A 23,327-nucleotide genomic window follows, 5' to 3' on the forward strand; every position below is an offset into this window, starting at 1 on the left:
GAGGTTTGTATTTTATATTAAGATTGGTTGTTAGAATCGGTAACGAACACCTAAACCAAAATCAGATTGGAATCCGTCGTAAAAACCACTAAACCCAATTTCCGGTCTGTAATCTAAAGAGATGGCTAGTGGAATATCGAAGTTGTATTCTATACCAACCACACCAGCAGCAAAAATGGCAGTACTACTATTTGCAGAAGCTATTCCTCCTCCAGCACCAGCAAACCATTGGAAGTTTTGTTCTAATGCCCATACCCATTGGTATAATCCAGTAGCCTTAAAAGCATCTCCTTTTCTAATACCTAAATCAATTTCTAATCTGTTGCTATCGCTTAATTTTCTTTGATAAGAGATTTCTCCTCCAAAACCATTATTATCTCCAAAACGTACCCCAATAGCATTTTCAGAAATGTCTTGTGCATGCATTGTAAATGCAGCTAAAAATAACCCGATAGTTAAAAGTATTTTTTTCATTTTTTTTCTGATTTAATGTTATGCGAATATAATAATTAACGGTTTACTGAAGATAATAGTATTGCCATAATTCCGTTAAACTAGTTTATTTTACCGTTGGTCATAATTCTGTTTCTAACCTTTTAGAATCAAACTAGTTTTGAGTAAAAATTCAAAATATACTATTATGATCAAAACGTTAAAAATATTAATAATTGCAGTACTTTTTTCAAGTTGTACATCCATTAAAGAGCATCCAAATACAATTATAAGTACTGATGTAACTAATTTTTGGGAGGCTTATGATAAAATTAAAAAAACAAAAGACTCTACTCAGCAAATTAATTATTTAAAAGAACTGTTTTTAGATAAAGGTACAGCCGGACTAAAAGCTATTATGGAAGCGAGAAGATATACGGCCGATTCTTATATGAAAGCAATACACAAGTATCCTAAATTTTGGGAAACAATTCGACCTAATACTTTAAAAATAGACGGTTATAAAGAAGCGATACATAATGGAATTGAACGGTTTAAGGGGTTATATCCAGAAGCAAGACCTGCTACAATATATTTTACTATTGGAGCACTTAAAACAGGAGGAACTACTATGGATGATAAAGTACTTATTGGTTCTGAGGTTGCCTTGGGTGATTTATCTGTAAACGCTTCTGAATTAAAAAAAGACTTTCCTAATTTGTTAAATCACTTTAAATTAAATGTTCCTGATAAAAGTATTGTGTTTGGTAACGTACATGAATATGTACATACACAACAGGATACTACTATAGCCAATTCATTATTGTCTAAAACATTAATTGAAGGAGTAGGGGAGTTTGTTGCTGAAAAGTCATTAAACATAGCATCGCCAAACGAAAGTATTATTTATGGTAAGCAACACGATAAAAAGATAAAGGATGCCTTTGTAAAGGAAATGTTTACCAAATTTGAAATCAGATGGTTTTGGTCTAATACTAACAATCAGTTTAAAGTAGGAGATTTAGGTTATTATGTGGGGTATGCTATTTGTAAAAGTTATTATGAGAAAGCTAAAGATAAGAAGCTAGCGATAAAAGAAATGATTGAGTTGGATTATTTAGATGAAGATGAGGTTTATAAATTTATAGATGCATCTAAGTATTTTGAAAAACCAATAGCTGTATATAAAAAAGAGTTTGAGCATTACAGACCTCGTGTTATTGGCATTAGCGAATTTGAAAATAATTCAGCAAAAGTTGATACTGCTATTAAAACAATGACACTTGAGTTTTCTAAAGCAATGGATACTACTATGGTAAATTTACGATTAGGACCTTTAGGTGAAAAGAATTTATTAGAGATAACTGATATTATAGGATGGTCTAAAGACAAAAAGAAGATTACTTATAAAATAGCTCTGCAACCTAATTTAAGGCAACAATTATTAATAACAGATATTTTTCGCTCTAAAGATGGTTATTTATTGGCTCCTTATTTAGTTGATATTACCACAAAATAAATACATTTACTTTTTTGAATAACTTCTAACAATAGCTATAAGAAATTTAAAGATGAATTATTTTTTCTCAAAAAAAGCAATACCTAATTACAGTGTGTGGGCAATTACATTAATGTCTTCATATGTGATGAAAATTAGTGATTTAGGGAAAAGTAGAGAGCTAATCTATTATCTGGTTTTAGAATGTATGCTTTGGTTCTTTATAGGAGTACTATTAACAGGAGTTATTCAAATTGGTTTAGAAACATTTACTAAAAACAAAAAAGTTACAGTTAAAGCCTTGTATTTAGTTTTGTTAATGCTAATTGCTTCTGTTATTTTTAATTATGTTTTTTGGCCTTTGATAGATTTGTTACATGAATACTTTTTGAATAGATCAAGTTACCATGGTAAGTTTGCAACTCGTATTTTTAATTGGCTTAATTGGATTATATGGTTTGTGTCTTTTACCGCATTTAATCTGTATACTGAGGTAAAAGAAGCTAAGATGAAAAACCTAGTTTTAGAGGCAACTTTAAAAGAATCGCAGTTAAATACTTTAAAAGGACAGATTAATCCTCATTTTATGTTTAATAGTTTAAATAATATTCGAGGATTAATGTTGGAAGATGTAGGGAAAGCAAGGCAAATGTTAACATCATTATCAGAAACGTTACGCTACGCACTTACTCAAAATTCAATTACAACCATTGCGTTGGAAGACGAATTGGAAATGGTAGAAAAGTATATTGATATTTCTAAAATTCAATTTGAAAATAGATTGCATTATGAGACTGTAATAGATAATTCATCTCTTAGTGTACAAATACCTCCAATGCTTGTTCAGATGCTAATAGAAAATGCTATTAAGCATGGAATTTCTAAATTAAAAGAAGGAGGAAGAATTTTATTATCAACTAAAGTAGATTCTGAGAAACTATTTATCAGTGTTATAAATTCAGGAGTTTTGAAAAAAGACAATAAAACTACTCAGGTAGGGGTAGAGAATATAAAGAAACGATTAGAGTTATTGTATAAGTCTAAGGCTATTTTTAGTTTAGAGGAAAGAGAAAAAGAAGTTGTTTCTATTATAGAAATACCATTATCATGAAACAGTTAAAAGCGGTTATAGTAGAAGATTCTCGTTTGGCTAGAAATGAGTTAAAAGAATTATTAAAAGAGTATAAGGAAATAGTATTGGAAGGAGAAGCTGAAAATGTAGATGAAGGCTTTGAATTGATTACACAAAAGAATCCTGATTTATTGTTTTTGGATATTAATATGCCAGAGAAAGACGGTTTTGAGCTTTTAGAAATGTTAGATGAAGTTCCTACAACTATTTTTACAACAGCTTTTGATGAATATGCTATCAAATCATTTGAATACAATGCTTTTGATTATTTATTAAAACCAATTAATCCGAAGCGTTTTGCTAAAACTATAGAGAAAATTGTAGAAGAGTATAGTAAAAATGATAGTAAAGAAGAAAAAACAGCAAATAAGTTAAGTCCAGAAAAACAAATTTTTATAAAAGAAGGAGAGCGTTGTTGGTTGGTGAAAATAAAAGATATAACTCTATTTGAAATTGTAGGAAACTATACTAGAGTGTTTTTTGAAGACAATAAGCCACTCATATATAAGTCGCTTGCGCAAATAGAAGAAAAGTTACCAGAGGCATTGTTTTTTAGAGCTAACAGACAGCAAATAATAAACATTAACCATGTAAAAAAAGTAGTGGCATGGTTTAATGGGAAATTAAAAATAGAAATGCAATCTGGAGAAGAAATAGAAATCTCCAGAAGGCAATCCTATATATTTAAAGAGCGTTTAAGCTTTTAAAAAACTTTATTTAACTGTTATACGTGTTCCTTTGCTGTGACTACTAAATTCAGGAGCATACATACTTTGAATTGTAGTAATTCCATTACTAAAGTTACCAGCATTATTTACTCTTACATCGTATTCGAAAACATATACTCCTTTTGGTAAGTAATCGAAAAAGAAGTTTGTAGCAGCGTCTTTAGTACTTTGGTAATACCCTAAACCGTCTTGCCACTTGTATTCTGATAATACATTTACAGGTTCAACACCACTAGCACGCATATCTTTCATGTGGATAAATTCCATGTTTCTATCAGAACGTAATACAATTCTTGTGGTAATTAAATCACCAACTTTTAATGAAGTTTTGTCGGTTATTTCAATAAGTTTTTTACCAGTATCTGAGTTTACTTTTTTAAATAATTTCTTTTCTAATTGTAAAGGTGTTTTTGCTGAAGTAATTTTATCTAAATCTTCAAAATATTGCCAATATAAACCTCCCCAAGCAATACCTTTTCCTTTTTTAGAAATGGTTACTTCACTCATTTTTTTAGTAATTTCAGAAGTATTCCAAGAAGTTTTAAAATAACCTGTTCCTGCTTCTACTTTTACTGCTGGCATTTTACTTGGTTCAATTTTAAGATCACCTAAAGTAACATCAACAGCATCGGTTACTGATATCCAATCGCTACCTTGTAATAACAATGCATACACTGCTTCTGAAGTTGCTTTGGTAGTTTTCCATTGGCTTACTTGCTTGTTTTTCAATAACCATATTTTTAAATTATCAATTGTTTTGGTGTCGTTTTCTATTTCTGAAAATGCTTCAATTAGTAAAGATTGTGTTTCAATAGGTGCTTGATACCAAAACCAACTTGGTTTGTTAGCCTTCCAGTACATTCCTAATTCATTAGAAGTAATACTATTTTCTTTTAATGATTTTAGAATTTTGTTTGCAATTGTTTTAGTTCCTGCTCTGTGCTGAATTAATGCAACCAATCCCTTACCGTACAAGTTTTGTTGATCCCAATATTTAGCTGTTTGATTTGTGTAATAATCAATAGCTTTTTTTGTTTCGTTACCAATTGTAATATCATTATAAAAACTACGCATGTATAAATACTGTAAAACAAAATAGTTTACATGGTTCTTAGCTAAGTATTCTATATACTTTTTCTCTCCATTTCTTTCTTTTACACGTTGTGCTTCTTTTAATAATTCTTGATATTGATTTTCTATTTCAAGGTCTAAAAACTGAACTGTTTTATTAATTATAGCATTAGTTTTTGAATCAAATTGGCTAATACCAAGATGCTTTAAATGTCCAAATCCACTTGCAATATAATTGGTGATATAACGACTAGGGTAGTGCCCTCCTTTAAACCAAGGAAAACCTCCGTTGTTCATTTGCATGTTTTGAAGTTTGTTAACTGCTTTGCGTTGTTCGTTTTTCATTTTGTTTAAATCAAACAACAATGCAATTCTTTTTTTCTGCTCAGTTTCTGATTGTGCATCTCGTAACCATGGAGTTTCTTGAATAATTAAGGATTTTAATTCTTGATTTTTTTCAAGGTTTGAAAGCAATGCTTCACTTGTTTTCCATTGATTAAATACTTCTTGAATTCTAGGATTAGAATTTGCAATATGACTTGCTAGAGTATTGGCATAGTAACGAGCAAATGTTTGTTCTGAACATTCGTATGGATATTCCATTAAATACGGTAATGCTTGTACTGCATACCATGCTGGATTTGAAGTAACCTCTAAAGTTAGTTTATGGTTTTTTAACGTTGTTGAGGTATGGTTTTTAAGTTTATTTAATGTAAATGTTTTTGTTTCATTTGAGCGAACCCACATTGGTAAGGTTTCTGTTACTAACATTCTGTTAGATAATACTGGTAAAGCATTTTGCTCACCGTCAGAAAAATCACCTGCTTTTGCTATTACTTTATATTGAACTGCTTGTACTGTAGTTGGAATAGTTAAATTCCAAGATACATTAGTGTTTCCATCCTTATTTACAGTAAATGATTGATTTTTTGTTGAATTATCTAACAAGCTAATTTCTTTTCCTGTAATGGCATCGCTAAGTATAAGTTGTGCCAAACCTTGTAAGTTTTTATCTGATAAATTTGAAATTTTTGCACTTAAGGTAATTTGATCTCCTTCTCTTAAAAAACGTGGCGCATTTGGAACTACCATCAACTCTTTTTGTGTAACCGTTGTTAAGGTTTTTGTAGCTGAGTGTAAGTTTTTGGTATGTGCTAATAACTGTAGCTTCCATTTTGTTAAAGCTTCTGGAATTGTAAAATTAAATGAAACATTTCCTTTTACATCAGTTGTTAAATGCGGATAGAAAAAAGCTGTTTCTTGTAAGTTTTTACGGATCTGTATTCCTTTTGAAAAGTCTTTTTCGTTATTATTATCTACCTTTTGAAATTCATCTTGAGAAATATTAGATACCCAACCACTTATCCCTTTTTCCAATGCCAAATTTTCACTTTTCATCATTGCTGGAGCAGAAGCTCGACCTTTTATTGTTTTTTTATCGCTTCTAGAAGTTTCATAGGCTGTTACTACTACTTCCTCTAAAAGATTATCACTTTCCATACCAATGAAAAGATGTTTGAAATCACGAACTGTTTTTTCTACAGTAATCATCCCAACAAAGCTAAATACTAAAACATCTCCTTTGTTTACTTTTATACTAAAGTTCCCATCAAAATCTGTTTCAGTTCCGTAATTGGTTCCTTTAATAATAACAGTAACGCCAGGTAATGGGCCGCTTTCGTCTTCTACAACTCCTGTAAGAGTTCCATCAAAATTAGTACGTTGAATAGATAAATTACTTAAGTATTCTCTATTAGCCCATCGATTATTTATAAAACTAAATCCAAACCAATTTAAACGATCATAACTTTGTTGTGGGAAACCATAGCTGGTTCTTCTATCTGAATAATTATGTATGTTAAATTGAGTATTCCCAAAACTTTGATTGGCTGTAGCTGTGTTATAGGCATGGTAAATTGGTTTTTCAATTGGATCGAATTGCCATTGGTGTGCTTTAAACTGATCTAAAGAAGCATCGTACATACTTGCCAATAATTCAGCAGCTAACTTATCTTTTTGTGTTCCTTTTATGGTAAATTTCCAAGTTTCGTTGGCACCTGGTTGTAGTTTATCTCTAAACGTATTTGTGATAATTTCTAAATCTGTACTTGGATATGGAACAGATATGCTTATTGCTTCTTGTTCAAATGCATTATAATTGGTGAAATAATAAGTGATACCAAATCCGCCAATATCCTCTTTAGTTACGGGGATCTTTATAGTTTTACTATTCTTATCCAGTTTTATGTAATAAGAACTGGTAATTTGATGTTTCTTTTCTACAAAAAGCATTACGGTAATATCTTCCGAATTAGAACTAACAGTTAGTATAGCAGTGTCTCCAGCTTTGTAATTTTCTTTGTCTGTTGTTACCTGTACTAATTTGTTATCTGAAGGAAGTTTATCTTTTAAAGAGTATACCGAAAAGAAATGCTTGTCGGTTACTTTTTGATCAAATTTATCTTTGGTATTTAACTCAACAACATAGTTTCCAGAAGTCCATTTTTTGATGTTTTTTAACTGGATTTCTTTTTCTTTTGCTGTATTAAACTTTGTTTCAAAAACCAATTTTCCTTTTTTCCATTGGTATACATTATCTTCGTTTTGATATGCCTCATGAGGAAACTTACTTATAAACTCTTTTTTTGGTATTATTTGATAATCTGGTGCTTTCCATGGACGTTTTCTTAACGGATAATTTGGTGCTTGTAGTTTGTATATTTTAATTGTTCCACTAGCCGCTACAAATTCGTCGTTTAGATTTTTTGTATCAATTTTAAATGAATTATTCTTAATGGATTTATCTATTGAATTCTCCATGTCAATAGCAGCAATTAAACTATGATAACCAATTTTTACTGAGGTACTAGCACTTCTTGTTTCTCCGTTAATATCTGTTACATCCGCGGTAACTTCATAGGTGAAAATTGGAAGATTATCTTTAGAAACACTTTCGTCTGCTAAAGCTTTAAATTTGATTGTAAAGTTTCCTGTATCATCTGTAGTACTTTCTCCGAAAGTTATTTCTTGTGGCTCTGAAACAAAACTTGGTTTGTACCAATACCACCATCTAGGATATTGTACTTTTCTATGTACTCTGTACACAACTTTTGCATCGGTTATATTGGAACCTGAATATGCTTTTGCAAATCCTTTTACCGTAACACTATCGTTTATTTTGTACGATTGTGTAATTGGATTAAAGTCTGTCTCAAATTTTGGACGCTTATATTCTTCTACAGCTATTCTTGTTGAATTTTTTCTACCTCCAACTTCTACTTCAATAGTGAAGTTTCCTGTAAGTCCTGTATTTGGAATTGTTAGAGTACTTGAAAAAGAACCAAAATCATTGGTTTTCAATTCTAAAGTTTTTATGATTTGATAATTAACATCATAAAAATTAATGGTCGCATTTTTATTAGTAACAACTTCAGATTTGTTTTTAAAAACCTTCATTGATATTCCTTTAAAATGAACGATTTGTCCAGGGCGGTATATGCTTCTATCAGTAAATAAAAAGGTTTGAATGTACGATTTATAATCGTCGTTATTTTTGAAACGTTTGTTTAAATAAAATGGTTTAAAAACTGCTGTGTCATTTTGATGACTTACGGTAGCTGTTACATTATAGTAATAGCGACTTGGATTGTAAGTAAACTCTCCATTATGATCAGTAGTGAAATATTTGTCTATTTTTTTCTCATAACGGTTAGGATTGTTAGTGAATTTGACTTTAGCATTTTTTATCGGTTTTCCTGTATTCCTATCAACTACTTGATAGGTTTTTCTTCCGTCATTATTTCTAGCTATTAACGCTAAATTTGTTACTTGAATATCAGCCGTACCTATAATTGCTTCTTCTAAGTTTTTAGAAGTTGAAGCGACTATTAAATAGTTTCCTAATCCTAGTTTAGGAATTACTACCTCACTTGTATGTTGTTGGTAATCGTTTTCATTTTTTAATTTTGAAGACCAAGAATTTACTTTTTTTAAAGTGTTGATTAATTCAATTTTTTCTTTTTTCTGATAACTCTTTTCTAATTTTTCTAATTCTGATTTACTTATTTCATAAGCACTGAAATAAACTTGATTTAAATTTTTATAACTTATTAATGTTTTAGAAAATTGGTTTGAAGGAATATTTTTTTCAGTAGTTAATTGAATTGTTTTTTCTAGTATTTTATTCTTTAAAGTACCGCATTTTAATGCTCCTTTACTTTTAGGAAATTGTTTTATAATATCATTGCATATAGCAAGCGCTTCTTTATTTTTAAATCGATATTCGGTGTTTTTTTCTGGTTTGTATAAATTACCTAGTTCATTATAAGATTTTGCTAATTCATAGGCGTATAAACCAGAAAGTTCATTGCCTTTTAGGTTATTTTGGGATGCGATTAAAGTTTCTATAAGTGTTTGCTGTTTATTACTAAAAACGGCATGTTGGTTTACAAAGGCTAAACGATGTAAATCAACATCAACTAAAGCTCTCTTGCTATTTTTTGTATGAAATTTGATTAAATCTTGATAGATTTTTAATGCATTAAATTGAAGTGATAATGAATCTTTACTTTCTAGTTTAAGTGAACTGAAAGTACCAGCATCGCTAAGATATTTTTTATTGTTTAGTTTAAATTGATACGCTGGCTTGGTAATATTTGTTTCTGTTGTTTTATAAAACTCTAATGCATTGTGCGCTAAAAAATCATAAAGCGTTGGTCTATATCTCTTAGAGCCTTTTACAATATTTAAAATATCTGAAAAAGTATAAATATCAATTTGTTGTAATTGTTTTTTATTTTCTAATGATTTTAGGAACGTTAAATGTATTTCTTTGAACAAAGTATTTAAATCCCATGTTCTAAAATCATTAGTGTCAACTTTTTCATTTGTTTGTGTTCTATTGTAAAACTTCCACCTATTTTGGTTGAAATATTGCCAGTAGAGATTGGCTAAGATGTTTTCTAAAAAATTGCTTGTAGGAAATTCACTTTGATCAATATGCTTTTTAAATTGATTGATGACTTTTAGTTGCGAATTTTCCTCTAATGTTAGAGAAAATTTACTCTTGTACAATAAGGTTTTAACTAGCTGAGGAGTATTCTTTTCTTTTTCTGCCTTTGCATAGATTTTCTCTACAACTTTTAAAGCCGATTTAGGTAAGTTTTCTAATTCAAACTTGTGAACTTCTTCCCACATGTTTTTGTAGTTTTTTTGAGCGTTTACAATGGTTGAAAATAAAATCACTAATATAATTGAGGTTAGTTTTTTCATAACTATATTCATTTAATTATTCAAAGCACTTAAATGTTTATGAACAATGCAATGGGCAATGTGTTAACACCGATTTTAAGTGAGTGAACATAACTATTCAAAGAGTTTCGATTTAAAGATACTTAAAGTATTTCTATTGGTATAAACAAAAAGCAAGCCATTTAGCTTGCTTTTTATATTTATCTATAGTATTTGTTTAATTACAAATTCACATCGTCTGTTAAGTTCGTGTTGCTCTTCTGAGCAATCTTCTTCTGTTTTACATTTTATAATTGGCTTTGTTTCACCATAACCAACAGCGGAAATTCTATCAGGTTCAATATCATTTTTCATAAAATACATTCTTACTGCTGTAGCTCTTTTTTGAGATAATTCTAAGTTGTATTTGTTATTACCTCTAATATCTGAATGTGTTCCTACTTCCATAACCATATCAGGGTATTTTTTCATGAGCTTGATAACCTTGTCAATAGCTTTTTTAGTATCACGTCTTAAATACCAAAGATTATAATCAAAGTTAATATCATCTGTTCTCACAACTAATTGTCCATTTTTAGGAACAATATCTTTTTCTTTAGCTATAATTTCTTTTATCTTTTTTTGTTTTTCTATTTCTAGCTGTAAGTTTTGCTTTCTTTTTAATTCTTTTTCTTTAGCATTTTGTAAAGCAATAGCTTCTCTTTTTTCTTTTTCTAGTTGTAAAATAGATTTCAAGCTCATTGAGGCATCGTTGTTCTTTTTTCGTTCCTTGTTTAAGCTTAGTGTTCTTTGTTCAGTTTTATAGCCTTCTTTAATTGCCTTTACAATGTATGTTGTTTCACAGGCAACAGTAAAAAAGAATTTACCTTCATTATCGGTATTAATTTCAGTGACTTTATTGGTTGTCTTATTACTTAGGATAATTGTAGTATTAGGTAAAATTTCTTCAGTATCAATATCAGTAATTATTCCTGAAATGTATTGTTTACAATCTTCAATAACTAAAGGTTTTTCTTCTACAATTTTATAAATGTCATCACTTCCTTTTCCTTCAAGTCTGTTTGACGCAAAGAAACCTTCTTTTGTATCTGAATTGATGTTAAAAGAAAAGTCGTCATATCCTGAATTTATAGGAAGCCCAACATTATCTGGTTTAGAGTATTTATTATTGGTTATTGCACTAACAAAAACATCTAATGAACCAAAACCTGGATGTCCGTTTGAAGAGAAGTATAATTTATCATCTTTACTAACAAAAGGAAATTGTTCTTTCTTTTCTGTGTTTATTGTAGCACCTAAATTTTTAGGAACTCCATAAGTATTATTATTGTGTATTGTTACCGAATAGATGTCAAACGAACCAAATCCATTAGGCATGTCAGAGGCAAAATAAAGTATTTTTTCATCATTACTTAATGCTGGATGCTCTGTAGAATACTCATTGCTATTAAAAGGTAAAGGAGTTATGTTTTTCCATTTTCCTTTAATGAGTTCTGCTTTGTAAATTTGGACGTGAGTAACCTTTTTATTGTCCTTTTTTCGTTTTCCTTTTACTAAGTTATTTCGGGTGAAATATGCTGTTTTTCCATCTTTGGTAAAGATGATATTTGATTCGTGAACTTTTGTGTTAATTGAAGAAGAGAAGCTTTTTATATTTTCTTCATCAATTTGATTGTCAGAAACCTCATAAATGTCTAAATAATTGTTTCCGGTCCAACCAAAACGTTTGTGATAACCTTCTTCTTTTTTAGGTGCTGCAAAAATTATAGAATTTCCTTTTTGAATAGCACCAAACTCTGAGTTTTCTGTATTGATATTTAGGTTTTCAATTTTATAACGTTTACCTATTGCAGCTATATTTTCTAAGTATACTATTGATTTTTCTAAATCGGATAATTGCTCATCTTTATAATGAGAACGGAGTAAATTATTTGCCTTATTATATTCTCCTTGTGCTTTAAGGGCATTTGCATACCTGAAAAAATAAGGTTCTTTTATAATTTTACGATAATCTCTAAAAAGTAGTTTATAATACTTTGAAGCCTTGTTCATATTATTTAAAAAATAATAAGCATCAGCTAAGTTTCTTATAGCTTCATAACTTTTGTTTTCTGAAATAGCTTTTTCATATAAAGGAATTGCTTGGCTATAAAAAGTTCTATTAAAATATTTATGAGCTCTTTTTAAATCTCTATTAATTTGAGCATTACTCAAACTAACGATGAATATGGTAATTAGTATGGTTATTATTTTTTTCATATCGATTTTTTAAAAGAATCTAGGAGATTTATCGTAGCCATTTTTTAGTCCTAATGTATCAAGATCATAAAGAACAAATACTTCATGGGTTCCTGAATTGAAGTTACTTAGGTTGGTAGTTGTATAATCGTAGGCATATCCGATTTTTAAACTACTACTTGCTCTTATATTAAACATAGCACTTAAAGAATCGTCAAATCGATATGATAAACCACCTTCTAATCTGTTGTTAAAAAGAACATTAATAGAAGCATCAACAACAAGAGGCGAACCTTTTACTGCCTTTACCAATGTTGAAGGTTTTAATTTAACTACGTCGCTTAATCTAAATACATATCCTGCATTTAAGAATAAGTGGATTTCTTCTCCTCCGATACTTCTTAAACCATTCTTTTCGGTAATGTGTTTTGAGTTTAAAAGGTTAGGAACTGAAAGTCCCACATAATATTTGTCGGTAAAGTAAAATGCTCCAACTCCAAAATTAGGAGATGTTTTATTTTGATTATCAAAAGCAGTATCGTTGGTTAATATCCCATTAAGAGGATCGTCATCTGGGAACCTAAAATCAGTAAAATTTGTTCTAAAATTAGTAAATCCAGCTTTTAATCCTAAGGAAAGTTTATGACCTTCACTTAGTGATAAAATATAAGCAAAATCGGCATAAACATTATTTTCTCTTAATACTCCATCACCAATATTATCTGTTATTAAAGATACTCCTACTTCAAATTTTTCTGTAATAGGAGTGTGTGCAAAAAAAGTATATGTTTTAGGTGCTCCAACAGCATTTGTCCATTGAGTTCTATGCATAAATCCAAAGTTAATTACTCCCGATTCATTAGTTGTATAGGCTGGGTTTATAACACTTTGATTGTACATATAATTGGTGTACTGTGGGTCTTGTTGAGAAAAAACGTTACTCAACGTACTGATAAATACAATTATTAAAAAGATCTTTTTCATATTCTTATTTACTTAAGTAAATTCTTCCTTGTTTAGCTTTAATATTGTCTCTGTTATAATTAAGAATATAAAAGTAAACTCCACTTGTAACATCGCTATTCGACATATTTTGTCCATTCCATTTAGGTGAATTGATGTTTCCTCTAAATAGCAGTTGACCGTATCTATTAAAAATTTCTAATTGATAATCTGGATAGAAATATCTGATATTTGGAATGTAATAGAAATCATTGACACCATCTCCGTTTGGTGAAAAACCATCAGGGATAAAAAAGTCGTAATCTTCAGGATTACAGTTGTTAAGTGTTACTTCAATAGGAGTACGTTCACTTTCACACCCTGAGTTTATATGCGTATTAGCTACATAGTATACAATACCCTCTTCTAATAAATCAGATTTATCTAGCTCTGTGCCTCCTGTTGAAGCATCGTACCAAATAAATTCATGACCAGTGGTATTGGTTAATGAACTTTCAAAATCTAAAAGAGTAAGATTTTCCAATGCGCATAAAAGCGTAGTTCCAGTTAGTTGAGGTTTAGGAGGATTGATAACTGTAACATTAAAAGCTAATCGGTTAACACTTTCGCATCCGTTTATACTTTCTGTAGCATAGTAAGTAACTCCATCTACCAAAAGCGTATCTGCTGCTAATAAATTACCACCTGATAAACTATCGTACCAAAGAAGAGTTCCTGAGTTAACAACAGCATCTAAATTCGCAAGAGTAGGTTTGTCTATACCACAAAACAAAGGTGTAGTATTTGTTGAAGTTACATTCTGAGGCGCGTGTATCGTAACTGTAACTGGAGTTCTTTTAGAGCTTTCGCAATTTGTATTTAAACTTGTAGCGCTTACGAAATAATCTTCACCATCAACTAGAATTGTATTTGGATCAAGTTTAACGTTGGTAGTGTTATCAGCGTACCAAGATAAGTTATCGCCACTTTTTATTTTTATGTCTGCTAGGGTAGGTAAATTTGGATGAAAATCTGAAGTACAAAATGTTTGATTGGCATCAAGTTCTGGTGCTTCTGGAATACCATCTATAGAGAAGTTTTCTTCGATTTCAAAGTCAAACTTTGTTCTACAAGGAGTAGTGTCGTTCTGAGTACTTTTTAAAACTACGTTATAAAAGCCTTTGTCTAAGTTAGTAATATCAATATTATAATTTGCTATTCCTCCACTAAAAACAATTGTATTTTCAGTTAATACTTTACCAGTAGCAACTTCGGTTACTTTGTAGTTTATAGTATAATCACCACTTGTAAGTTTCGGAGCATCAATCTTTACTTTTAAATCTGAAGCATCACATTTATTATCTATTGCTAAATCTAATTGAATATCATCAGGGATTCTATTAATAGTAAAATTGTAATTAATACAACTCAATCCGTTTTCAGTAGCTGGAGTGATTTTAAAATTAAAATCATTTTCTGTTATAGGGAATTTAGATAAATCTAGAGGAATAATAGCTTCTCCGTTTACAAAATTAATATCATAATTCGTTATGGTTGAAGTTGTACTGTTACTTGTTATTGTATATGTAACATTTTCAATATCATTTGATAAATTACCATCTTTATTGTAAAAATCATATATAGTTAAATCGATACTTCCACCATCATAACAAGTATTATTTAACTTAGCTTTTGCTTCATTAATAGTAAAACTATCTTCAACTACTGTAAATGAATTACAAATAATCCCTCTAATATCATCTATAGATTTTGTTCTTATAATATAGCTTCCTGGAGGTAAAGTGGTATTTGGTAATGTTATTTCAGGAGAATTGATTGTTCCATCAGGGTTAACAATATTAATATCTAATATCTTGTCAGTATGCATGACAGCATTAGTGGTAGCGTTTATTATTTCGTACTCTAAATTATAGGTCATCATAGAGTTTAGCGTACGATCATGTAAAATTTTTATGAATAATGAGTTTTCTCTACATTGGTTTTGAACAGAAAATTCACCTGATATTTTAGGAAGAATTACAGAAACAGTTGCAGTTTCTTCACCACAAACTCCATGTACAGGATATACAGTGTATTTAAAATCAAATTTACCTGACCCGAAATTATTATAGATTTCTTGAATGTTTATAGTAGCATCTAATGGGCCGCTAATTTGACCAGTTCCACTTTCATCTACCCATATACCATTTGAGTCGCCTCCAATAATGTAATCAAATAGATTAACATTGGTATAAGGACTTAAATCATCCGTATCACAAATTTCAATATTTTGAGCTGTTCCTGCATTAGCTGCTCTATGTACTTCTATAACTACTGTAGCTTCTCTAGCATTACAAGTATCAACTTTTTCGACCGTGTATATAAAAGTATAGGTGCCAACTCCTGCTGCTTGTGCATTAAAGAAATTGTTTGTTAAAAGTCCAGTAGGTGTACCAGCGGCAGGACTCCATTGTCCGTTAATGTCTGCACTTAAGTTAATTAAATCATTATCTAAAAACGTAAACAAGTCGACTGCACTATTATCACTACATGCATTTGCACCTCCGTCTACATTGTCTTCTCCTGGATAACCTCCAAGAAGAATAGTAACCTCTGCACTTTCGCCACATTTAGGATTTGTGTAGGTAAATTTATGTTCTCCAAATCGATTGATAGCCCATAAATTTACAATACCGGTAGTTTTGTTGATCACATGTTGATTGATTGGAGTATTAGCTGACCAAGTACCTCCATTTTCTGGAACTCCATTTAATTGGTTAAATAGATTGAAATTTTGATAGTTAGGATCAGCATCTTTATTACAAATTGTAATAGAATTATTTGCTCCGGCGCATTGTGAAAAGGCTTTATTTGAAATAAAAATAAAGCAAAATAAAAAAATAAGAAGAGTGGATCTTAATAACATCGTATATAGCAATTTATATTGTTATTTTTCTGACTACAAAAAAACGGAAATTTTAGTGATTAATAAAAAAAGAGGCCTTCTTTTTAAAAAGGATTATTTTGCTTTCTATATGCTAGTATACTTCATTATCTTTACGGAAATTTTAGGATATTTTAATGAATATACATTTTATAGCTATAGGAGGAAGTGCTATGCATAATTTAGCAATAGCGTTACAACAAAAAGGATATCAAGTAACAGGTAGTGATGATACTATTCATAATCCGTCTAAGTCGCGTTTAGAAAAGAAAGGTTTGTTACCAGAAGAATTTGGATGGTTTCCTGAAAAAATTTCTACAGACTTAGATGCTATAATTTTAGGGATGCATGCTAAGAAAGATAATCCAGAATTGTTAAAAGCTCAAGAATTAGGAGTTAAAATATATTCATACCCTGAATTTTTATATGAGCAATCGAAGAATAAAACCCGAGTTGTTATTGGAGGATCTCATGGAAAAACTACCATTACTTCAATGATTTTACATGTGTTAAATTATCACGATAGGGAAGTAGATTATATGGTAGGTGCTCAATTAGACGGATTTGATACCATGGTGAAGCTTACTGAAGAGAACGAGTTTATCGTTTTAGAAGGTGATGAGTACTTAAGTTCACCAATTGATATGCGTCCTAAGTTTCATTTGTATAAACCAAATATTGCTTTGTTGAGTGGTATAGCTTGGGACCATATAAACGTGTTTCCAACTTTTGAAAATTATGTTGAGCAGTTTTCAATTTTTACCAACTCTCTTACCAATGGAGGAATTATGGTATATAATGAAGAAGATGAAAATGTAAAAAGGGTAGTAGAGGAAAGTGAGCATCCAATAAAAAAATATTCATATAAAACACCTCCATATTTTATTGAGAATGGAACTACTTTTATAGAAACTGAAGAAGGTGATTTGCCTTTAGAAGTTTTTGGAGAACATAATTTACAAAATATAGCTGGAGCAAAATGGATTTGCCAGCATATGGGAATTGAGGAAGATGAGTTTTATGAAGCTATTGAGAGTTTTAAGGGAGCAAGTAAACGTTTAGAGAAAATAGCTGAAAATAATTCTACTGTAATTTTTAAGGATTTTGCTCATAGTCCAAGTAAAGTACAAGCAACTACAACTGCTGTTAAAAATCAATATAAAGAGAGAACTCTATTGGCTTGTTTAGAATTACATACCTACAGTAGCTTAAATGCTGAGTTTTTAGCAGAATATAAAGGAGCACTGGATAATGCTGATAAAGCAGTTGTTTTTTATTCGCCACATGCTGTAAAAATTAAACAGTTAGAAGAGGTTACTGAAGCGCAAATAGCCAAAGCTTTTGAGCGTGATGATTTAATAATCTATACAAATTCACAAGAATTTAAAGAGTTTTTATTTAAGCAAAATATAGAAAATACAGCTGTGCTTTTAATGAGTTCAGGTAATTATGGAGGATTGGATTTTGAAGAGGTTAAGGAACTAGTTTCTTAAACCTAATTTTCTTTTGTACCAATTAATACTAGTTATTCTAGAAATTATAAAATTATAATAAGACTTTAAATAAAATGCTTTAAATATTATTTTAATTCTTTTTATTAATTTAAGATAGAAAGTAATTAATTTTCTATTAAAACGAACAATTTTATTATTACCCAAGTTTTTAATTACTTTCATTTTAAATAATTCACTTTGAGGAGTTGAGGAGAATATTATTCTTTCAGGCTTGGACAAAACAAAAGAGTATAAATTTAATCCAGCTTCTAATTCTTTAGATAAGTATTTATCGTGTATTTGAGTATTAATACTTAATTTATGCCCTAATAAAAAATAGTCATAAGCTGCTCTTATGTTTATGTTTTTTAAAAGATAACCATAATCATTAATAAGTTTAGAGTATATGGTTAATTTAATTTGATTTTTAAAAGATAGAAAAGAGATGTTATTAATGGTGATTAAACTATTTTTTACTTTTTGATAATTAAAAAAAGAGGATTTTTCGTGTCTTAAAATTTCCTTGTGTATTTCAATAGCGGCAATTTTTTTAGGGTTGGTTATTCTAGGTAAATGTCTATGATCTTCAAATGACTCTGACATGGTATTGTTATACCCATTTTTTTTTAGTATTTGAAAAGCTAGTTGACAATGCTCTTTGTTTATCAAAAAATCAATATCCCCAACCATCCTTTCAGCAATATCTTCATATAATCCTTCTAGTAAATTCCCTGTACCTTTTAGAAAAATAGGGGTAATATTATTCGCTAATAATAAATCGTTTATTTCCTTAGCTTGAGCTATTATTTGCCGATTTCGTTCTCGGTTTAAATCAGTAATATGCTTCATATATTCTACCAAGTCATTTGGTAAATAATGAAGAAAGTTAGCACGTTTTAAATTACAATATAAGGCAGGAAATACATAATGTGACGTGCTTAGTTTTACTACATTGTCCCAATCAACATTTCCTAATTTTAATTCTTTCTCAATAATCTCTTTGTTCTTAGTCTCATGTGTAATTGTTAGGCACTTTCCAACAAAAAATAATGTTTCTTTATAAGTCATTGTTAAAGATTTTTGAAACTGTTTCTATCATTTTACTATTGTTAGAATACGTGAGTTGGTAACAAGGGAGTTTAGCAAACCACGTTAAAAAAATCTCTGCATTTTCAGCAATAGGAGATAACCAAGAATCTGGTACTAATTTCTCAAAAGCATCAATTTTTGATATTTCTTTTAAAATTAAATCACTATCCTGTTCATATTTTATGAAGATTAAAGCTTTACAAGGTGAGTGGGCAGTGTAATTTGAATTATTAGGAGGTAAATAACGTACGATTTTATTTAACCTCTTAAAATGATATTCAGCAGATGTTTTTAATTCTGGATAAATAGGGAACAGAGTTTCTAAACTGTTCTTTTTTATTGAGATGGCAGAAGGGAAACTATATACTTCTTGTTTTTTAGAATCAACAGGAACAAAGTCATCAGCTAAACAAGTAAAACCATTTGCTTGTAATAAGGCTAAAGAAGTGCTTTTTCCATTTCCAGAATCACCTAAAAACAACATAGATTCCTTACCATTGCTAATAGCTGAAGCATGAAATACACCAAGCCATTCATCTTCAGTTTTTTCATGGATATGTTCTACTATTTTCATAGAAAATTTTCCTTGAAAATAATGAACTTCATTTATATTCCAAGTATTAATTATTTCATTATTAATAGAAAAACTAATATAATCGTCATTGCTATATACTTTATAATGAAATTTAGCTTTTTGTTGAGTTTGTATTTCTAAGTGAGCAAATTTTGGATGAACCAATGAAACTTCAAAATCAGACAAATAATCAACTTGAATTATGATGTCATTTATTAGATAATATTTTTGGAAATAGAAAGATTTAGGTATTTCTAGATCTTCAATGTTTTTAATCTCTTCTGTATTCGTTTTCAATAAGTTTTGAATATCAGAAACCAAGTTTTCTGCTTGTTGGTAAGGAATATTTATAGAATTAAAAATATTGGTAACAATTTGAGTTTTATCAACTTTGTTGTCTAATAAAGTTAAGATTTCAGCAACTAAAGGCTCAACAACAATATATTCATTGTTGTCTTGAAACCAAACTATCGATTTATTGTCTATTTTTTTATGTATAATCATGTGTCGTAAAAATAATAAAACCCTGATTATATCAGGGTTTTATTATTAAAAATGTTATTGAGTTTAAAAACCATCACCAGGATCTTCTGGGCTTTGAGCTTGTGCTTTTTGAGGATTCAATATCATATAAGTTCCTAAAGCAGTTAAGGCCGTATATTTTCCATACTTACCTATTTTTTTTAATGCTTCTTTTCTAGATATATTGTTTGTATTCTTGTTTTGTTCTTTCATAATATCAAAAATTAGACGGGGTTTATTCTAAAATGATTTTCTTGTTAGTTTTTCCTATTTCTGATTTAATTTCAAAAATGTAAATGCCTTTAGCTAAAGAAGGAATTGTGATTGAAGATATTCCGTTAGATAAAAATGTTTTTTGAAAAACTTTCTTTCCTAAAATAGAATAAACATTTAAAGAGGCGTCTTTGGTTTGTAAACCAGTGATAGTTATTGTGTTTGTATTTGATTTGTATATGCTAACGTTTTCAATAGAACTATTCTCAGCTACAGTTTTTAAAACTGTAGTGTGTATATAGAATCTACCAATACCATCTAGGTTTTTGTCTAAAGTAACTTTGTAATTGTTTTCTAATAGATTGATGAATTTATTGTCAATTCGATCTTCCAAAAATACATTTACATTATTAGGTAAGTTTTTAGTATTAATTGAAAACTCTATTTCTTTACTTGAATCAGCTTTAAGTCCTAAAGGTACAACTGTTTTTTCTATGTCACTTAAAGGTAATGACTGTATAGCTAGATTTCGTCCGTCATTATTACTAACTAATTGAGAGTAGAATGTAAACTTAGAAGAAGTTCCGCCAAATATTGTACCATCATAACCATTATCAAATCCTTTAGAAGTTCCGTTGATATAGTATATGTTAGTTGATTTAGAAGACTTTCCTTGATTTGCAGTTATAGAAATTTCGGTTCTTGAACTTTTTTGAAATGTATCAGTTGTTTGATGACTTTGATTAGCAGTATTAAAAGTTACGTCAGTATTTGATCCAGCGCTAACAAAGAAAGCTTGACCAGGGGCTACTTGAAAACTACCGTGTGTTCCTGACATTCTTATATCATAACTATTAGTATCTTCATCCCACATCCAAACAGTTTGTTCAGATAAATTACCAGCATTATCAGTAAAAAATGTACCTAAATTAATATAAGAAGTAAATGGATTTCCAACTAAATTAAAATTGTTGGTTGCTTGAGTAACTACGTAATTAATATTATTAGAGTTAATAGTCCCTGTGAAGTTAATATCTCCAATAGAAGCTAGTTTAACTGATAAACCTTCTCCTGAAGAAATAGTACCAGTTGAAGCATTTGTATAATAATTCCAAGCAGTTCCATCGTTTTTATAAGGAGCAATTCCTATTCTTCCTCCACCAGAACCATTAGCAAAAGTATTATTAGTCCTTAAATCTTGAACACTTTCTCCTGAAACTGGGGAAGCAACTAAATACCAGTTTGTAGTTGGTAAATTTCTTTTGTAAGTAGCACTTCCTGTAAATGCAGCATTAGCTATTAAAGAAGCTCCAGATTCTATTAAAATAGAATTAACAGTAGTAGCTGAAGAAACCGTAGGGTAGTTGGTTAATCCAGCTGGAATAACTACATCTGCGCTATTAGAAGGTACAGCTCCTCCTAACCAGTTTGTTGTAGTGCTCCAGTTATTGTCGGTAGCTCCCGTCCATTTAATAGTAGATGCAAAAGAAGTATTATCTGTATTATCTCTACCAGGAGAAAATAAAACAGGGTTACTAACAATAGTAGAATGATCTACAAAAGAACCAGTAAAGTCAACATTTCTAGCAATAGATTGGTCGCTTCCTGCTGCACCATATACTTCGGTTAAAATTGTAGTTCCTGATTCATTTTTTATTATAATTGTATCTCCAGTATTATTCAATCCTAAAGCATTTGTACTAGCCAATTGAACTAAACCAGGAACAGTAACTAGAGTACCTCCACCAAAAACAACAATAGCTTCATTTGCAGGAATGATAGTTCCATTAGGGAAAGTATGTCTATCACTTGCTCCATCAGCCAAAACCCATCCAGAAATATCTAAACTAGCTCCACTTATATTGTATATTTCAACAAATTCGTCTTGACTTGTGTTTACAGTTCCGTCTCCATTAGCATCACCATTTGTAGGATCTGGATCGGCATGAATTTCATTAATCACAATAGGTACATCATCATCGGTAATGGTAACTGTGTGTTGTGATGTGGTTATGTCAGCTGTTCCAGAAGTTACAGCAATATTTAAAACAACAGTCTCGCTTAGAAAATCAGCATCATCATTAATGTCTAAAGAAATGTTTTGACTTCCATTACCAGTAAAAGTTAAAGAGCTAGTATTTAAAGTATAATCTGCTATAGCTGCTGTACTACTACCATCAATTGTTACACTTAGGGTTACGTTAGCGTTAAAGCTTGCAAGAGTAACTGGGATTAATGTGTTAACTGTAGCGTTTGTTTCATTAACCGAACTAGAAGAATTATCAAAGTTAACGGTTTGGTTAGCTGCATTTGTAACTGTGAAGGAAGATACAGAATAACCATCTCCACTACCATTTTCACTAAACTCAAATCCAACTTGAATAGAATTGTTTCCAGATACGTCTAGACTACTAATACTATAGTTTACAGGATCGCCACTTGAAGTTGCGCCAATAGAAGTATCAACTCTGGTTCCTCCATCTAAAATATAAAAATATGTAAAATTATCATCATTTGCTCCAGTATTAGAACCAATAGCAGAGATATTTATAGTTGAAATAGCAGATATATCTATTGATTGACTGGTAAATATACCTTGTCCTCCCCAGTCATTACTTACTAAGGCACCTCCACTAACTTTAAAAGAGTTTGCAGTACCATCGGTATTTGGTTCATTGTCATAAGATAAAGACCATTGATTTGGTGCGGTACCAAAGGGGCCTACAGTTGTAGCGCCAGCAGCGGGAGGGCTGACTGTAGTATGGTCGGCAAAACCATCATCATCATTAGAAAAATCAGCACTAAAAATTTGAGCTGAGGAAATTGTGGGGATAAAAATTGATAATAGAAATATTATCAAAAAGTAATTTTTTCTCATTATATAGTTTTTATGGTGTTCTGAATTAGTAAGTTATAAAAAATAAGTTTTAAATGAGATGCTTCTTTAAAATGTTAACAATTTGTTAAAGAAAAAGGCTTCAAAATATTTTTTGAAGCCTTTTTTTAAATTATTTATTATATACGATTAAAAACCATCACCAGGATCTTCTGGGCTTTGGGCTTGGGCCTTTTGAGGGTTTAATATCATGTAAGTTCCTAAAGCAGTTAAAGCGGTATATTTTCCATACTTACCTATTTTTTTTAATGCTTCTTTTCTTGATATATTATCTGTATTCTTGTTTTGTTCTTTCATAATTTTAA

14 protein-coding genes are annotated in these 23,327 nt (G+C 30.1%); 4 read left to right on the forward strand and 10 right to left on the reverse strand.

The features are described from left to right. Nucleotides 1-30 precede the first annotated feature (30 nt). On the reverse strand, nt 31-474 hold the full coding sequence (locus MHN29_RS02585) for a hypothetical protein (protein WP_235273136.1): 444 nt from the start codon (nt 472-474) through the stop codon (nt 31-33). 166 nt (nt 475-640) lie between these two features. On the opposite strand from MHN29_RS02585, the gene MHN29_RS02590 reads away from it, so the two are divergent. The 3 genes from MHN29_RS02590 to MHN29_RS02600 are packed head-to-tail and all read left to right on the forward strand — an operon-like array spanning nt 641 to nt 3,769. Beyond that, entirely contained in the window at nt 641-1,951 is a 1,311-nt protein-coding gene (locus MHN29_RS02590) for a hypothetical protein (RefSeq protein ID WP_235273135.1), read from the forward strand. A gap of 52 nt (nt 1,952-2,003) precedes the next feature. Continuing rightward, nucleotides 2,004-3,041: a sensor histidine kinase gene (locus MHN29_RS02595; RefSeq protein ID WP_235273134.1), complete on the forward strand. Its 1,038-nt coding sequence runs from the start codon at nt 2,004-2,006 to the stop codon at nt 3,039-3,041. After that, on the forward strand, nt 3,038-3,769 hold the full coding sequence (locus MHN29_RS02600; protein ID WP_235273133.1) for a LytTR family DNA-binding domain-containing protein: 732 nt from the start codon (nt 3,038-3,040) through the stop codon (nt 3,767-3,769). The genes MHN29_RS02595 and MHN29_RS02600 overlap by 4 nt, the downstream gene beginning before the upstream one ends. A 6-nt stretch (nt 3,770-3,775) precedes the next feature. On the opposite strand, the gene MHN29_RS02605 is transcribed toward MHN29_RS02600, so the two are convergent. From MHN29_RS02605 to MHN29_RS02620, 4 genes are all read right to left on the reverse strand, one after another. Beyond that, nucleotides 3,776-10,132, reverse strand: coding sequence for an alpha-2-macroglobulin (locus MHN29_RS02605; RefSeq protein ID WP_235273130.1), 6,357 nt, complete (start codon nt 10,130-10,132; stop codon nt 3,776-3,778). Between the two features lie 183 nt (nt 10,133-10,315). Beyond that, entirely contained in the window at nt 10,316-12,370 is a 2,055-nt protein-coding gene (locus MHN29_RS02610; RefSeq protein WP_235273128.1) for an OmpA family protein, read from the reverse strand. 9 nt (nt 12,371-12,379) lie between these two features. Beyond that, entirely contained in the window at nt 12,380-13,333 is a 954-nt protein-coding gene (locus tag MHN29_RS02615) for a type IX secretion system membrane protein PorP/SprF (RefSeq protein WP_235273127.1), read from the reverse strand. Between the two features lie 4 nt (nt 13,334-13,337). Further along, nucleotides 13,338-16,217, reverse strand: coding sequence for a gliding motility-associated C-terminal domain-containing protein (locus MHN29_RS02620; protein WP_235273126.1), 2,880 nt, complete (start codon nt 16,215-16,217; stop codon nt 13,338-13,340). A gap of 155 nt (nt 16,218-16,372) precedes the next feature. Here MHN29_RS02620 and murC point away from each other — a divergent pair, with 155 nt between their 5' ends. After that, nucleotides 16,373-17,728: a UDP-N-acetylmuramate--L-alanine ligase gene (gene murC, locus MHN29_RS02625; protein ID WP_235273125.1), complete on the forward strand. Its 1,356-nt coding sequence runs from the start codon at nt 16,373-16,375 to the stop codon at nt 17,726-17,728. Here the strand turns inward: murC and MHN29_RS02630 are convergent. The 5 genes from MHN29_RS02630 to MHN29_RS02650 form a co-directional block, all read right to left on the reverse strand. Beyond that, complete coding sequence (locus MHN29_RS02630; protein WP_235273124.1) at nt 17,717-18,796, reverse strand: nucleotidyltransferase family protein; 1,080 nt, start codon at nt 18,794-18,796, stop codon at nt 17,717-17,719. The genes murC and MHN29_RS02630 overlap by 12 nt on opposite strands. After that, a complete protein-coding gene (locus MHN29_RS02635) occupies nt 18,786-19,895 on the reverse strand; it encodes a hypothetical protein (protein WP_235273122.1) in 1,110 nt (369 codons plus the stop codon). The genes MHN29_RS02630 and MHN29_RS02635 overlap by 11 nt, the downstream gene beginning before the upstream one ends. A 63-nt stretch (nt 19,896-19,958) precedes the next feature. Next, nucleotides 19,959-20,126 (reverse strand): hypothetical protein, encoded by a 168-nt coding sequence (locus tag MHN29_RS02640; RefSeq protein WP_175578725.1) that lies wholly within the window; start codon nt 20,124-20,126, stop codon nt 19,959-19,961. Nucleotides 20,127-20,148: 22 nt separating this feature from the next. Continuing rightward, a complete protein-coding gene (locus MHN29_RS02645) occupies nt 20,149-23,004 on the reverse strand; it encodes a lamin tail domain-containing protein (protein WP_235273117.1) in 2,856 nt (951 codons plus the stop codon). Nucleotides 23,005-23,151: 147 nt separating this feature from the next. Then, complete coding sequence (locus MHN29_RS02650; protein ID WP_175578724.1) at nt 23,152-23,319, reverse strand: hypothetical protein; 168 nt, start codon at nt 23,317-23,319, stop codon at nt 23,152-23,154. Nucleotides 23,320-23,327: the final 8 nt, after the last annotated feature.

Origin of the sequence: Tenacibaculum sp. Cn5-46 (assembly GCF_022347705.1) — a bacterium.
Lineage (GTDB): Bacteria > Bacteroidota > Bacteroidia > Flavobacteriales > Flavobacteriaceae > Polaribacter > Polaribacter aiptasiae.

Bases quoted from the DNA above. Each gene is read 5' to 3' on its own strand.
- MHN29_RS02630 (WP_235273124.1), bottom strand. From the start codon at position 18,796: ATGACTTATAAAGAAACATTATTTTTTGTTGGAAAGTGCCTAACAATT.
- MHN29_RS02620 (WP_235273126.1), bottom strand. From the start codon at position 16,217: ATGTTATTAAGATCCACTCTTCTTATTTTTTTATTTTGCTTTATTTTT.
- MHN29_RS02595 (WP_235273134.1), top strand. From the start codon at position 2,004: ATGAATTATTTTTTCTCAAAAAAAGCAATACCTAATTACAGTGTGTGG.
- MHN29_RS02635 (WP_235273122.1), bottom strand. From the start codon at position 19,895: ATGATTATACATAAAAAAATAGACAATAAATCGATAGTTTGGTTTCAA.
- MHN29_RS02590 (WP_235273135.1), top strand. From the start codon at position 641: ATGATCAAAACGTTAAAAATATTAATAATTGCAGTACTTTTTTCAAGT.
- MHN29_RS02585 (WP_235273136.1), bottom strand. From the start codon at position 474: ATGAAAAAAATACTTTTAACTATCGGGTTATTTTTAGCTGCATTTACA.
- murC (WP_235273125.1), top strand. From the start codon at position 16,373: ATGAATATACATTTTATAGCTATAGGAGGAAGTGCTATGCATAATTTA.
- MHN29_RS02605 (WP_235273130.1), bottom strand. From the start codon at position 10,132: ATGAAAAAACTAACCTCAATTATATTAGTGATTTTATTTTCAACCATT.
- MHN29_RS02650 (WP_175578724.1), bottom strand. From the start codon at position 23,319: ATGAAAGAACAAAACAAGAATACAGATAATATATCAAGAAAAGAAGCA.
- MHN29_RS02600 (WP_235273133.1), top strand. From the start codon at position 3,038: ATGAAACAGTTAAAAGCGGTTATAGTAGAAGATTCTCGTTTGGCTAGA.
- MHN29_RS02615 (WP_235273127.1), bottom strand. From the start codon at position 13,333: ATGAAAAAGATCTTTTTAATAATTGTATTTATCAGTACGTTGAGTAAC.
- MHN29_RS02645 (WP_235273117.1), bottom strand. From the start codon at position 23,004: ATGAGAAAAAATTACTTTTTGATAATATTTCTATTATCAATTTTTATC.
- MHN29_RS02640 (WP_175578725.1), bottom strand. From the start codon at position 20,126: ATGAAAGAACAAAACAAGAATACAAACAATATATCTAGAAAAGAAGCA.
- MHN29_RS02610 (WP_235273128.1), bottom strand. From the start codon at position 12,370: ATGAAAAAAATAATAACCATACTAATTACCATATTCATCGTTAGTTTG.